This window comes from Candidatus Zixiibacteriota bacterium (assembly GCA_034003725.1).
In the GTDB taxonomy this organism is placed as follows: Bacteria; Zixibacteria; MSB-5A5; order GN15; family FEB-12; genus WJMS01.
This window is the reverse complement of record JAVEYB010000006.1, coordinates 60,300-74,225: the sequence shown is the minus strand read 5'-3', so window position 1 is coordinate 74,225 and position 13,926 is coordinate 60,300. Positions and strand designations below refer to the sequence as shown.

Annotated in this window: 11 protein-coding genes; 6 read left to right on the top strand and 5 right to left on the bottom strand. The window is 58.3% G+C overall.

Going from position 1 to position 13,926, the window contains the following annotated elements; all coding sequences use genetic code 11:
* Positions 1-9: 9 nt before the first annotated feature.
* The 3 genes from RBT76_08575 to RBT76_08565 form a co-directional block, all read right to left on the bottom strand.
* The gene (locus RBT76_08575) at positions 10-2,049 is read right to left on the bottom strand and encodes a DUF3857 domain-containing protein (GenBank protein ID MDX9857829.1); all 2,040 of its coding nucleotides are present in this window, start codon (positions 2,047-2,049) and stop codon (positions 10-12) included.
* 3 nt (positions 2,050-2,052) lie between these two features.
* A complete protein-coding gene (locus RBT76_08570; protein ID MDX9857828.1) occupies positions 2,053-4,026 on the bottom strand; it encodes a DUF3857 and transglutaminase domain-containing protein in 1,974 nt (657 codons plus the stop codon).
* A gap of 146 nt (positions 4,027-4,172) precedes the next feature.
* Complete coding sequence (locus tag RBT76_08565; protein MDX9857827.1) at positions 4,173-4,310, bottom strand: hypothetical protein; 138 nt, start codon at positions 4,308-4,310, stop codon at positions 4,173-4,175.
* 39 nt (positions 4,311-4,349) lie between these two features.
* Between RBT76_08565 and RBT76_08560 the strand changes: the two genes are divergently transcribed.
* Both RBT76_08560 and RBT76_08555 read left to right on the top strand, forming a co-directional pair.
* Positions 4,350-4,541 carry an ATP-binding protein gene (locus RBT76_08560; protein MDX9857826.1) on the top strand — a complete coding sequence of 64 codons (192 nt, stop codon included), beginning with the start codon at positions 4,350-4,352 and terminating at the stop codon, positions 4,539-4,541.
* A 66-nt stretch (positions 4,542-4,607) separates the two neighbouring features.
* Positions 4,608-6,062 (top strand): O-antigen ligase family protein, encoded by a 1,455-nt coding sequence (locus RBT76_08555; protein ID MDX9857825.1) that lies wholly within the window; start codon positions 4,608-4,610, stop codon positions 6,060-6,062.
* Here RBT76_08555 and RBT76_08550 read toward each other — a convergent pair.
* Positions 6,059-7,579: a Wzz/FepE/Etk N-terminal domain-containing protein gene (locus tag RBT76_08550; protein MDX9857824.1), complete on the bottom strand. Its 1,521-nt coding sequence runs from the start codon at positions 7,577-7,579 to the stop codon at positions 6,059-6,061. The genes RBT76_08555 and RBT76_08550 overlap by 4 nt on opposite strands.
* Before the next feature lie 529 nt (positions 7,580-8,108).
* On the opposite strand from RBT76_08550, the gene nadE reads away from it, so the two are divergent.
* The 4 genes from nadE (at position 8,109) to asnB (ending at position 13,159) form a co-directional block, all read left to right on the top strand.
* Positions 8,109-9,071: an NAD(+) synthase gene (gene nadE / locus RBT76_08545; GenBank protein MDX9857823.1), complete on the top strand. Its 963-nt coding sequence runs from the start codon at positions 8,109-8,111 to the stop codon at positions 9,069-9,071.
* A gap of 57 nt (positions 9,072-9,128) precedes the next feature.
* Positions 9,129-9,392, top strand: a complete 264-nt coding sequence (locus RBT76_08540) for an acyl carrier protein (GenBank protein MDX9857822.1) — start codon at positions 9,129-9,131, stop codon at positions 9,390-9,392.
* A 167-nt stretch (positions 9,393-9,559) separates the two neighbouring features.
* Positions 9,560-11,125 carry a class I adenylate-forming enzyme family protein gene (locus tag RBT76_08535; protein MDX9857821.1) on the top strand — a complete coding sequence of 522 codons (1,566 nt, stop codon included), beginning with the start codon at positions 9,560-9,562 and terminating at the stop codon, positions 11,123-11,125.
* A 33-nt stretch (positions 11,126-11,158) separates the two neighbouring features.
* A complete protein-coding gene (gene asnB / locus RBT76_08530) occupies positions 11,159-13,159 on the top strand; it encodes an asparagine synthase (glutamine-hydrolyzing) (GenBank protein ID MDX9857820.1) in 2,001 nt (666 codons plus the stop codon).
* A gap of 122 nt (positions 13,160-13,281) precedes the next feature.
* Here asnB and RBT76_08525 read toward each other — a convergent pair whose 3' ends face one another.
* A complete protein-coding gene (locus RBT76_08525; protein MDX9857819.1) occupies positions 13,282-13,890 on the bottom strand; it encodes a glutathione peroxidase in 609 nt (202 codons plus the stop codon).
* Between the last annotated feature and the right edge of the window lie 36 nt (positions 13,891-13,926).

Sequence of the window (13,926 nt, the reverse complement as noted above, 5' to 3'; positions counted from 1 at the left end):
TTCAATCGATTAGCGGCCCGACGACTGCTTGATGCCGCCGTCGCCGTCTTCCACCTGCTGCAACACTACGATACTTCCGGAAAATGCCTGCCGAGCCTGGAACAACGCCTGGATTCTGGAATAATCTGCGGCCCCCCAGAAAGGGTGATTCAACGTGAAGAATCGCTGAGCCACCACTGAATTGCCGTTCTGTTGAAAACCGACCACGCACCGCCCGATCTCGTTTTCGAATGACGTATCGTGCGGCAGGGCTTGCAGCTGATACCCGGTAGGGAGCGTTATAAACGCAGTTTCATTCAACTGGCAGGCATAATCGAAGAGCACCACTGTTTTACGTTCCGGGGCGCTGAACGGGTTGTCGGCAATCGTGCAAAAGTCGAAGGGTTTGAGTAGCAGTCTCGTTCCAACGGTCGTGAGGTCCGGGTACGACAACCGGCACGAAACAACGACCGGACTTGTGATGTCGTTGAGTTGGTCGACAACAATCGAATCAACCTTCGCGTTTCGGTACCGCTCCTCGGTTTCCGACGCCAGCAACGGCGCGAAATCGGTGGAATCGGCATCCAGGAGTGTTACTCGGACGTCGCGGGCGTCGTGACCGGTCAGTCTAGCCTGCATAACAGCGTCGGTCGACAGATCATCCAGGATCGAGACGGAGTAGTTGATTTCGGAAGTGCTGTAGTCGGGTCCTGAAAACGGCACGACTGCCATCAAATCATTGGCGCCTCCCAGCAATACCTGCACGCCCTCGAGGTACCACGGCACGGAGCGGAAAGGCGTAACCTCGTGCCCGACCGCATAGAACGAGTACTTCCCCGGCTGCGGCAGGGGAACGGCCACCAGCGACCGGTCAAATTGCCAGTACTTGGCTTCCGATACAAAAAGGTCGTCGAATCTGTCTTTGGCATAGCAGTATTTGGCGTCAATGTTCATTTCGCGAAGCATGTCGACAAGTGCTTTGTCGAGATCGGGGCGCCATCCATATCGATACTTGAAGAGGTCATTCACATCCGCGATGTCCTTCGGCGTCAACTTCTTTCGCACGCCGTTCTCGTATTCGACAAGATCGTAGGCCGAGAGATTCAGAATGCTGTCACGCAGCCAATTGTAGGCGGCTTCGATTTTGGCCTCGTCGGTCGGAAGGTCAGCAAAGCGCTGCACGATCCTGCGCAGTTCCTTGTTCTTCTTGCAGAAGTCGCGACTCATCTTCTCGAGGTCTGCCGCTTCTCGGCCCCAGTAGGTTGGGGGGGGAACACGGGATCCGTAATAGGTGTAAAGCTTTGTTTTCAGCGAATTCGCCGGCAGCGCGAATGGTTCTGCTTTGAAGGCCGGCACAAATCCACAACTGACCACCAGCCGTTCGGGAGCCTTCAGGTTGGGGAGTTGCTGCACGTCAATCGGCGAGTGTGTGTTCAACCAGAGGTAGTTGGGGGTCACGAGGTCGCGGAGCTCCTCTTCAATCTCTTCGGTAACGGTGAAATTGAAGGTCGGCAGTATCCAGTTGAGTTCAAAACGTAGCAGCGGAATGTCTTTCTGGATTATCCACTCAGCCGTATACGAGTCGAGGTCGTAGCGAATGTAATACTCGACAATACAGTCCTCGGACACCCCAGGCAGCGAGAAAGATACCTGCGTATACTTCTGCCCTTTGCTCTTGAACGTCTCTTTTTCGCGAATCTTGGTTTTATCAAACTCTACCGTACTGCCGTCCGGGAGGACCGTTCGCCCCCTGATCTCTTTGACTTTTTGATCGAGGTTGAGGAACGGCACTTCGACATCAGCCCACTCGCGACCGGTTGCGCCGATGATCCGAATCCGTCTGTATACGGAGTGCTTGAGATCGCTTTTCATCAGTTTCTTGTGGTCGGCAGTCACTTTCTCGAACAGCATGACCGCATCGAAAATCCCCTTCCCTGAGTCCGGACCCACGGCCCAATCCTCATTAGAGATTTCGTCCCACTCGAAGTCGTCGGCAACCGCTGCCGGCCCGCAAGTCACGGCGGCAAGTACGAGAGCAACGAGTCCACGGCGAATCCAGGGACCAATCACGGTTCACTCCTTTCCGTTACTGCTGAGCATCACTGTCAAATCATCAGTCTTCCTGCGAACCTGTACGTATTGTCTGGCCGACTCATACTGCTCCGGGTCGATCAGGACTCCGTTGCTGGTCGTGGACATGTCAACAGTCAGCCTGGACTGATCGAACGTGTACATGCACGTCACCTCGCCGGGTTCTCCCTGGTACGAGATAGAATCCGCACGGTCGGCCAACGACCATCCTTCCGGCAAGTGCCAGTGTATTTCACTCTCAGTCCTTTCGGCCGCGCCAAGCCAGACCGGGTGCACGCGCCGACCTCTGGGCAGGTCATCCCATATGTCGGTCTCGAACACATTGGCGCGAAGGAGTATCATATCGCCGGCGTGAACCAGAGGCACCGTTCCGGATACTCTCAAAGTGATCCAGGCGGAATCGCCGTCCGAATCTGCGGCGTAGTCGCTGATTGTCAGTTGGGGGAAGACAGAACTCATGCGAACCTGAAGGTCGCTGATCTGATCGGTGACCGGTGTTGTCGCGCGATTATATGCGATACCTGCCGCCCGTGCGCCTCGGTCGGTGATCCTTAGATCGCCTGATATGCTGCCGTCGCGGTCTAGCACGAGAGAGGCGAAACAGGAGCGGAACCGGTCATCGGGCGAGAGGCCCGGCAAAGTGAGAAGTTCCGATGCGGAATCGCTTGATCGAAGCACATGGCTGCCGTACAGGGCAGTAGGCAAATCACCCAGCGCGATCGCTGGATCGGTAGGATCGAAGTAGAGCCAACCGTTCACGGCCGCCTTCGATTCGATCGCCCATCCCGGGAGGCTCGCAGTGGGAACGGCGACGATAACATGGTTGAACTGGAACGGCGTCGGAAAGTCCCGGTCTACCCATCCGCCAATCGAGGCCAGTACCGGGCGGCTGGGTATCTCGACCGCCTCGAGCATCGCCCGCATCAACGTCACTTTGTCCTTGCAGTCACCGTATCGGTTCTCGAAAGTCTCATGAGCGAATCGCGGAGTGAATCGGTTATCGCCGATTTCCACCGCGACATAGCGGACATTGTCTCGAACATACGCTGCGATTGCTCGCAGCCGCTCGGTCGGGGTGTCGATTTCTGCGATGATTTCATTTGTGGCGGTACGGAGTGCCGAGTCGCAGATCGATGGTTCCCGATGAAGGTGCATGGTCCATCTGCCGCACGCACCCCAGTCAGCGAAGTGTGAGCCGCCGACAGATCCGGGCTTGTAGCAGCTGAGCAAAATCCTGCGGTCGACGTACTTCCAGGGCGGCATACAGGGCTCTTCCGGACGGTATGCCAGCGGCCCCCCTTCCCATATGTGTGTTCCCATTTCGACTCGCTGGGTAAGTGGATCCAGCGCCTGTTGCGACGTATGCAGTTCCCAGCCGGCAGGGACCGATACGGTCAGCCGGGTTCGCGCCACCGGTAATCCTCGTTGAAACAGAAAAGACTGAAAGAAGCCGTCAAACCGATCCTTCTCGTCGAGTTCGTATTCATACGCGAAGACATCGTTCGTGGAAACATCCGGCCATACCACTACCGTACGGCGGAGGTCGTCGTGGTATCCCGCGCTCTCCTGCAAGCCGACAACCACGACGTATTCTTTTTTGAGATTCTCTTCACTCCCGTCAGGCCGAATGCGATATCCTTTCAGCGAGACGAGCCGGGTGTAGTCGCTGATCTGCACAACCAGCTTTGACTCGGCTACCCCGCTGGGGGAAAGGATTTTGACCGCACGCAGCGACTTCGTACGGGCTCCACCGTCCGCTTTGATCTCGATGTCTGTATTGTTAAGCAGGATCAAAGCAGGAGCCTCGGGATCCACCTCGATTCCCTCGGCAGCCGCAATCGCTGCTTTGACCCAACCGGGAGCGCCAGCGACACCTCCGGCAGGAAGAAGTATGAAAAAAGCGGCGAGAAACGCAACGGGCCCGCGCAACCCGGTGGTCCGTCGATATTTGGGCATGATGCTTCTCCCCCTCTTTTGCGTCCGGCGATTCCGCATCGCTGACCGGGTCCGCGAGTTGCCCTGGAATCCGCATGCGCTTCCCCGTCTGGTGCGATTCGTCGTCCGACGCTACGTTCGGGATCGTTATCACTGTCGGAGTCAAATTACAGAATCTGGATCGTGATGTCAATATCCGATCCAAGCGTCGACATCTGGTTCGATGATTCCGTGCGCTGTCGGTTCTCCGGTTTTAATCTCCGGAGAGTGCGTCTGGTGGCGGTGAGGGCGGCGATGAAACGCATGGGCTAACCACTCTGCTCCGGCGACCGGGCGCGTTCCGAGTGCGGTGTGACGACAATTGCCGGCATCATCGTAGAGTGCACAAAAGCTTCCAGGCGACCGGGGAGCGGGTACGCATGGGTTCGGGGCTCGGGACCGCCAACCGGGTGATTCAGGAACACGGGGGCCGGATTGCGATCGACAGCGAACTGAACAAAGGGACGACCGTAACGATCACCCTCCCGGTCCGCTAACAGCGGTGAACAACCGCCTCTCGCCATTCGTTGACCAAACCGAGGTTAGCACGTATCTTTGGCGGCATGAAGACCGAGGGCTTGTCAGTGGGGTCCGATCACGTCATCGCCCCATCCCGGATGGGACTGCTTGTGCTGCTGGCGGTGTTCGTGTTTGTCCTTGCCGCGCTCGTGTTCTGGATGATCAACCGCGCCTCCCTGGCAGCCGTGCTAGTCGCGACTCCGGTCGGCCTTGCTCTGGTGACCAATCCGCGCTGGGCGCTCTACCAGTTCGTTTTCTGCTGCTATTTGCTGTTCATTGTGGTTGAGTCGGTACCGCTCATTCTGCTCGATATCAGCGCGTTGATCCTGATCGTGGCTGCGTTCCTGGATGTGACCCTGTCGGACCGTCCCCCGCGCCGGATGCCGGTGATCGCGTGGTGGTACATTGCGTTCGTGGTCGTCCTCTGTGTTTCCGGAATCTTCGGGTACGCACCCGAGCGAGTTATTCGACCGCTGGCCCGTGTGGTGTTCCTTCTTGGCGCGTTCCTCGGCGCTTACCGGCTCTCGCGTCACGTATCGCCCACCCGTTTGCTCCAGGCTTTTTTCTGGCTCGGTGTGGCGCATTCGCTTATAGCGCTGGTGCCGTTCATAGCCAGTGGCGGCATTGCACGCTCATTCGGATTCAGTCTTCGCATTCTTGACGAGTTGAGCATGCTTGCTTTGCCTGTCGGGGTAAGCTTCGCCGTGTGGTCGCCGCGCTGGAGGTTGTCCTACCTTCTGGGCAGTCTCGTCGTGCTCGGCGCCCTCGTCGGTACCCAGAGTCGGGCTCCGATCGGCTTCGGCGTGCTGGCGGCTGGGTTCGTGCTGCTCGTCGGTTGGTGGCGGAGTCGTAAGAGTCGCTCGACGAGCTCTTCGCAGATCGATGATGTTACGGTCAGCGCTTCGGTGGCGCGCCGAATCGGTTCACTCGCGGTCCTGGCGGCGGTGCTCCCTCTGGTGCTGGTGGCGGTGAAGCCGACGCTGCTGCTCGGCGTCTATGAGCGTTTCGACTCGCTGGTGCGGTTCGAACCGACCGGCACCCTGCTTCTCCGCGTACAACTGTGGGAACGGGCGATGGAGGCCTTTCTGGACCATCCCGTGCTGGGCATGGGGCCGGCGATGTTCCAGCACTACGGCGATGTCTATCCGGGGGCCCGATTCAACCCGTACACCATGTACATCTCCGGGTTGTCCGCCCACAACATGACGCTGCACTATCTGGCCGAAACGGGACTTATTGGCGCCGGCGTCGTTGTCGGTATGTTCGCAACGCAATTCGGTATCGCTCGCCGGGTATGGAAGAAAACGAGGGACAAGACGATGACAGCGACCGCGTCCGCCCTTTATGCGATTGGTCTGCTGCTGTTGGTCTCAACGCTGATTGAGGCGGGTTGGTTGTTCGGTGGACAGGCTGGTTTCCTGGCCTCCTTCTTCATGGCCCTCATCTCGCGGGCCAACCAGGCACTCCGCGGCCCATCGGGCGCTCCGCCGTCGACTTAAGACGGCATCTTCTTCAGGAAATCCATGCGCGGGGTCACGCCGAACACCGGCAGGTCCAGCGCTTCCTCAACATCCTCGACCTTCTTGAACGAGTTGTCGAGCAGCTCGACCAGCACGGCAACCGCGCCCCCCACCACCAGGCCGAGCATGATTCCCATCAGGAGGATTTGCTTGCGGTCCGGTTTGAACGGCGACAGCGCGGCCTTGGCGGGTTCCACCACCCGGTATTTGGATGACGACATGTCCTGCACAAGCGCCTGCGAAATGGTCGAGCTTTCCTGCTGCCTCTTGAACCGATCGCGAATATCGGTCTTGGCGGCGACTTCGCGTTCCAACTGCGCCAGGCGGGCCTCATACTCCGGGATGAGGTTCATTTTGGAGGTCAGTTCGTCCAGCGCCGACTGGAGATACGGATTCTTCGAATAGAGATAATCAAGCGATGAGCGAACGTTAAACAGCTGTGTCAGCTGGTCGCGCACTTCCTGGCTCTGGTCCGCGAACTGGTCGTTGACCAGGCGACGGTTCTCGGTCTCGATCGATGAGATCAGGCCGTTCAGTTTCAGTTTGAAATTGATGACCTGCGGGTCGGACCAGGTATAGCGGATCATCAGGTCGCCGACCTGCCGAAGCTGCGATTTCAGGTCCTGCTCGAGCTCATCCTTCTTCTCGGAGCTTTTGAGTTCGATCTTCGAATTGTTCAAACCCGCTGCGGCGAGGCGGTTGAGTATCTGCTTTTCATCGTCGCGAAGGTTCTCCATCTCACGCGAGGACCTGTCTATCTCTCCGGTGATCTCCGACCGGTTGGACTCCGACGTGATCGACTCATCGAGCTGGATCGCCATGTATTCCTTTTCGAGGTTGGTACGTTCGGCGGTCTTATCCCGAAGTTCCTTTTCATATTTTTCGAGCTGGATATCGGAGAAGTCCTGCGACGACCGGATCTGATACAGCTCTTGTTTCACCATCTCGCCGATGTAGATTTCTCCGAGGGTGTTGGAAATGTCGCGGGCCATCAGAGGATCGGTTGCCTCGACCCGGATCATGATCTGGTCGCCGGCCGCCCAGTCTACGGTGACCGACTCCTTCAGTAAGGACTGCAGGGCGCGTGACTGCGCATCGGCGATCGGCATGTTGGGCCGCGAGGACACGATCTTCCGGGCCTCTTCCGCGATCATCGGTACCCGCTCGAGGCGAAGCCGCTCGTTGAGAATGGTCGTGTATGCGCGGGAAGTGATTTCGTTGAAAATGGCCTGGAGTTTCTCGCGGCGTTCGCTGTTGCCCATACGGCGAAGGCCCTCCTGCTCGCCGACAATGGCTTCCAATTCTCGCGTCAGCGACACGGCGGCATCGATCTGAATGATGGTCGCCGCCTCGTACGCGGGCGTGATCAGGTACGAGCTGCCGAAGGCCACGGCGGCCACGAGGATCAGCGGGATAACGATCAGCCACTTGCGGCGCCACGCCATGCCCATCAATTCGCGGATATCGAGTGCTTTATCGATCTTGGTCAGGTCCATAACCGTCCCGTCCTGTCTGTACTATTTGATAAAAGCGCGGTTTTTCCGGGCACTTCCGGCTACCCCGGCCGGTTTGTACCTTGTAACATCCGACGAACAGGAAGTTCCTGCGGGGGCTGACGAATGCCGGATTGCCCGTGGAAAATATAGGTCTTCTCACGTCATGATCCAACGTCAAAAGGAGCCCCGGACCGGGCCGCGATTCCCTGTAAGGGTATGTCGGCACCGGGTCCAGAAAAGTATTGCTTTTTCGGGGGTTCGACGTACTATTGGCATGCCCGGCGGCAGCGATTTGGGGAGTAACCCGGTACATGATTGAGTGGGATCCGGTCGGGGGCGCCCTGCCTTCCGGCGAGCCAAACTCTTTGTGTCACAGCGGCTCAGGGGATTTGCCCGGCTGCCGATACAATCGACTAAGCGCCCCACGGACGGGACAGCCGGCCGCAAGGCGCCCCACGGGGCGGACTGGTATGCCCCGTTTCCTGTTCAGCACGTGGAATTGCAGTAACCGAGAATAAGGAGTGACGCGTTGGCTTTCACGAAAGACAGTCTACGGATCGACGCCGCGAAGGTTGCCGATCAACTGTGTCAGACATTGCGCGAGCAGATCCGCAGGGACCTCAAGAAAACCGGCGCCGTGGTGGGAATATCCGGCGGCATCGACTCATCGGTGTGCGCCGCGCTTGCCGCCCGGGCGCTTGGTCCGAAACGCGTGGTCGGAATCATGATGCCCGAGACCGATTCCTCGCCCGAAAGCGAGCGATTGGCCCGTGAACTGGCCGCCACCTTCGGTTTCGAAACGATTAAAGAGAATATCTCAGCCGGGCTGGCCGGTCTGGGCTGCTATCAGCGGCGCGACGAGGCGGTCAAAAGCGTCTTTCCCGAATTCGACGACACGTACACGTCGAAAATCACCATCCCGTCCAACATCCTTGAAAAAGAGAGCTTCAACTTCTTCAACCTGACTATCGCCAACAAGGCAGGCGAGAAGACGAAGCGGCTGCCGCTGGAGGCGTACCTGCAGATCGTTGCGGCCTCGAATCTCAAACAGCGCCTTCGTATGACCACCCTTTACTACCACGCCGAAAAGCGCAACTGGGCGGTCGTGGGAACGGGCAACAAAGACGAGCATATGCAGGGGTTTTTCGTGAAGTACGGCGACGGCGGCGCGGATCTCAAACCGATTGCTCACCTGTTTAAGATCCAGGTCTATCAACTGGCCGAATACCTGGGCGTGCCGCAGGGGATCATCAAACGAACCCCGACTACCGATACCTACAGCGCCGAAGTCACCCAGGAAGAGTTCTTTTTCGGGCTCGACTTCTACACGATGGACATGCTGTGGCATGCCATGGAGACCGGCGTACCGGCAGCCGAAGCCGCCCGGGTGCTCGGCATCGGTACCGATCAGGCCGAAAAAGGATACGCCAATATCCAGCGCAAGATAACCGCTACCGAGTATCTGCGGCTCGCGCCGCTTGAGGCGAAATGATGATCACCGACCACGGTGGCGTAACGGATAGAACCATTGGAAAGAACGGACAGAATCATGGCTGCAATAGATCAGGCGACGGTGCGGCAGGAAATTCGCGCCTTCATTTACGAGACGTATTTCTTCGGCGATGAGTCCGAGAAATTCGAGGACACTGACTCCTTTATGGAGCATGGCATTATCGACTCTACCGGGGTGCTGGAACTGACGACTTTTCTCGAGGAGAAATACGGCGTCACGGTGGACGACGACGAGATGCTGCCCGCCAACCTGGATTCGGTGGCAAACCTGGTTGCCTTTATCCAGCGCAAGAAGAGCTGAGAAACGATGCGAGCCGTCGGATAGCGGCCTCGCTGCCGGCGGCGTCACGATGAACTGAGACGAACAGTCACGGGGCGTGTCCGTCGTCCGGCGCGCCTGAGATGGTCGCTTCACACAGTGAGAGTATGAGCGGGTCTGAAAAGCCGCCGGTTCCCACGACGAAACACATGAACGTCGCCGACCTGTTAACACGGGCCGCCGCTGCCCGTCCCGGGCACACGGCGGCGATCGCCTCGGGCGAGCGCCTCACGTTCGGCCAGTGGTGGCAGCGATCCTGTGCACTGTCCGAGCGGATTCGTTCCCTGGGCCTGCCCGAGCGCAGCCACATTGCGCTTTTGTTCGAGAACTCGATCGAGTACCTGATTTCGTTTTTCGCCGTTTTTCAGGCCGGTCATGTCGCGGTTCCGCTTGATACGTCGCTGGCCCCCGACAAACTCAACGACATCATCAAGGACTCCGAGGCTGTCGTCCTGTTCGTACAGGGGCGCTTTCGGAGGCATCTGGCTAAAATCGTCGAGGGCAACGAGTCGGTGCGACATCTTTTCTCCGACAAGCCGCTTTCCGGCGTGATCGACTGGATTCCCGGCGAAACGATCGGCGACATTATCGCAAGCGCCGATACGATTCCTCTGCCCGATGCGCCGGACGAGTCGGCGTTCGCCGAGAGCGGTCGCCACGACCTTGCCGCGATTTTCTACACGTCGGGCAGCACCGGCGTGTCCAAGGGCGTGATGCTCTCGCATGGCAATCTCGTGTCCAATACGCTCGCCACCGTGGAGTACCTCCGGCTGACGGAGCGGGACTCTGTCATGGTCATCCTGCCGTTCTACTATATCTACGGCAATTCGTTGCTGCTGACCCACGTGGCGTGCGGCGGGTCGCTGATTATCGACAACCGCTTCATGTATCCCGAAGTCGTACTAGATGCGATGGAGGAGCATCAGGCCACCGGATTCTCCGGGGTCCCCTCGCATTTCATGATCCTGCTCAACGGCTCATCCTTCGTGAAGCGAAAACTCGAGCACCTTCGCTATTTCACACAGGCAGGCGGCGCCATGGCGCCCGAGGTGATCCGTCAGCTTATCGACGCCTTCGGTCACAAGGAGATTTTCATCATGTACGGCCAGACCGAGGCCGCTCCACGCGTGACCTGGCTTCCGCCCGAGCGCCTGGTTGACAAACTTGGATCGATCGGTGTCGAAGTGCCCGGCGTCACCGTGGAGATTCTCGACGAGTCAGGCATGCCGGTCCCGGTCAACCAGACCGGCGAACTGGTCGTCAGCGGCCCCAACGTGATGATGGGATATTTCAAACAGCCCGAGGAGACAGCCCAGGTACTCAAGGGCGGCAAGCTGTATACCGGTGATTTGGCACGCAAAGACGAGGACGGCTATTACTTCATCACCGGCCGACGCCGGGAGATTATCAAATCGGGCGGCAACCGGGTGAGCGCCAAGGAAGTCGAGGAGCGCATTCTGGAGCACGAAAGGGTCGCCGAGGTTGCCGTCTTCGGCGTTCCCGACAACATCCTCGGCGAAGCGATTAAGGCCGTCATTGTCACGAAAAACGGCGGTACGCTCAGCGAAAAAGATATCCAGACGCACTGCCAGAAAACGCTGGCCGTTCACAAGATCCCCCGTTTCGTGGTCTTTGTCGACAGCCTGCCAAAACTGCAATCCGGCAAAGTGAACAAACTGCTTTTGAAGGAACAGCACGCGTCGGGTGTGGTATAGAACCGATCCCGCCGGGGCGTGACGAATGACATCATGTGCGGAATAGCCGGCTACTTCCAGATGACCGAACCGGCCGCGCCCGATCACGAATTGATCGCCCGCATGGTCAACGCGATCAAGCATCGCGGGCCCGATGAATTCGGCGCCTACTTCGACAACCGCTGTGCGCTCGGGCAGGCCCGGCTGTCGATTATCGATTTGTCCGGCGGCTCGCAGCCGCTGTGCAACGAAGACGGCTCGGTGTGGGTGACCTTCAACGGCGAAATCTTCAATTACCTCGAGCTCCGACCCGAACTGGAACGACGCGGCCACCGCTTCCGCACCCATTCGGATACCGAAGTAATCGTGCATGCGTACGAGGAATACGGGACCGACTGCGTGCAGCACTTCAACGGCCAGTTTGCGTTCGTCATTTACGACAAGCGCAATGCAAAAATCTTCGCCGCGCGTGATCGTCTGGGCATCCGCCCGATGTTCTACACCGTCTGCGACGGCCGCTTCTACTTCGCGTCGGAGATCAAGGCGATCTTTTGCGATCCGAACGTGCCGCGACGGTTTGATTTGAAAGGACTGGACGAAACGTTCACCTGGTGGACCTCCGCACCGCCGCGAACCTTGTTCGAAAATATCAACGAACTCGAAGCCGGTTGCTCGCTCGAAATCGAGCACGGCAAGCTTCGGACCGGACGGTACTGGTCGATGCTGTTTCCGACCACGTTTGACTACTCCCGGCCTGTGGATTCGTACGCCGAAGAGCTTCATGCGCTGCTGGTCGATGCCGTCCGGCTGCAACTGCGTGCCGACGTCCCGGTGGGGGCCTACTTGTCGGGCGGACTGGATTCATCCGTCACGACCGCACTGGTGAAGCATTTCACGCCGAACCGGATCGAGACTTTCTCGGTGACGTTTGATGACAAGGCGTTTGACGAATCCGCATATCAGAATCAAATGGCGGAGTATCTGGGAACCAATCATCACACCGTCTGTGCGACCTATCGCTCGATTGCCGAGGCATTTCCCCGGGTGATCTGGCACACCGAGCGGCCGGTCGTGCGCACGGCGCCGACGCCTTTGTATCTGCTGTCGGACCTGGTACGACGGACCGATTTCAAGGTCGTGCTGACCGGCGAAGGCTCCGATGAAATGCTGGCGGGATACGATTTGTTCAAGGAAACGATCATCCGCGCCTTCTGGGCGAAAAATCCCGACTCCAAGTGGCGGCCCGCGCTGCTTCGAAAGCTCTACCCGACTCTTCCCGGCCAGGGGCCGCAGGCGGGGTTCTACCTCGAACAGTTTTACAAGATCGGGCTCGACCAGCCGGACACGTACTGTTTCTCGCATTTGCCCCGTATCAGTACGACCACCAAGATCAAGGACTTCTTCAGCGGCGACGTGAAAGCGGCTGTGGACGATCACGACGCCCTTCGGGCGTTTCAATCGGATCTGCCGGACGGGTTCGACCGCTGGCACCACCTCGCGAAAGCGCAGTATCTCGAGGCACGCTCGCTGCTGTCGGGCTATCTGTTGTCGTCGCAGGGAGACCGGGTGTGCGCCGGGAATTCCATCGAGGGGCGGTATCCGTTTCTGGATCACCGCGTCGCGGAATTTGCCGCCACGATTCCGCCCGGTTACAAGATCTTCGGCCTGAACGAAAAATACGTGCTCAAGAAGGCGATGGCGCGAGAGCTTCCGCCCGAAATCACGAAACGCGTAAAACAGCCGTACATGGCGCCGGATTCAAACTGCTTTGTGCAGGATGACTCGCCGGCATATGTCGCGGAACTGCTCTCGCGAGAAGCGCTGGAAAAGACGGGTCTGTTCCATGCGCCCAGTGTCGAGCGATTGGTGGCGAAATGCCGACGGTCGGCAGGGAAGCACCTGTCTTTCAAGGATAACATGTCTTTTGTGGGGATTCTGTCGACCCAATTGCTGGCGCATCATTACATCCATGCCTATCGCCGACCGGAGCCGGCTCTGCGCGAGGCATTTACCGTGTGGCATGACGAGTCCGCTGCGACAGGGCGCAACGTATAGGCCGGTGGGACGTGCCCGGCTGAATAAGCAACAAACAGGATACAGATGACGTCATCAGGTCACCTCGCCCAATGACACGTCTACGGCATTTCGGCAACCAATACCCTTCTCGGTGAGACTGCCTACCCTTCTTTTCGAATCAGCTCTCTGACTTTCTCCACCAACTCGTCACTTTGCGGCGTCACTTTGGATTCATACCGCGCTATAAGGCAGCCGTCGCGGTCGAGAAGGAACTTGTTGAAATTCCAGGCGATTTCTCCCGGCAACGAAGACTCCTCGGTTAAGTACTTGAAGAGCGGGTGCTTGTCGTCGCCCTTCACGCTCACCTTGGCCATCATCGGAAACGTCACGTCAAATGTCGTCTGACAGAACTCGATGATCTGCTCGTTCGTCCCCGGTTCCTGGGCGCCGAAGTTGTTGGCCGGAAATCCGATTACAACCAAACCGGAATCCTTGTATTCACGGTAAAGCCTCTCCAAACCGTCATACTGTGGCGTATACCCGCACTTGCTTGCGGTGTTGACTATCAGAATCACTTTCCCACGGTAAGCATCGAGACTGGTCTTTTCGCCGGTGATTGTCTCGAAAGGAATGGATGTATACGTGGCGGTCTTCATGGGTGAGTTCTCCGTATTTCCTGGGGAAGTCTGCTGTGCGCTGTCCGCAGCGACCGCAATCGCGGGGCCGGTGGCCGACAGCAGTATGACGAACGCAAAGTACAATCGGGTCATTTATGGTCTCCTGGTGCACGGCACCGGTTTGTCGTG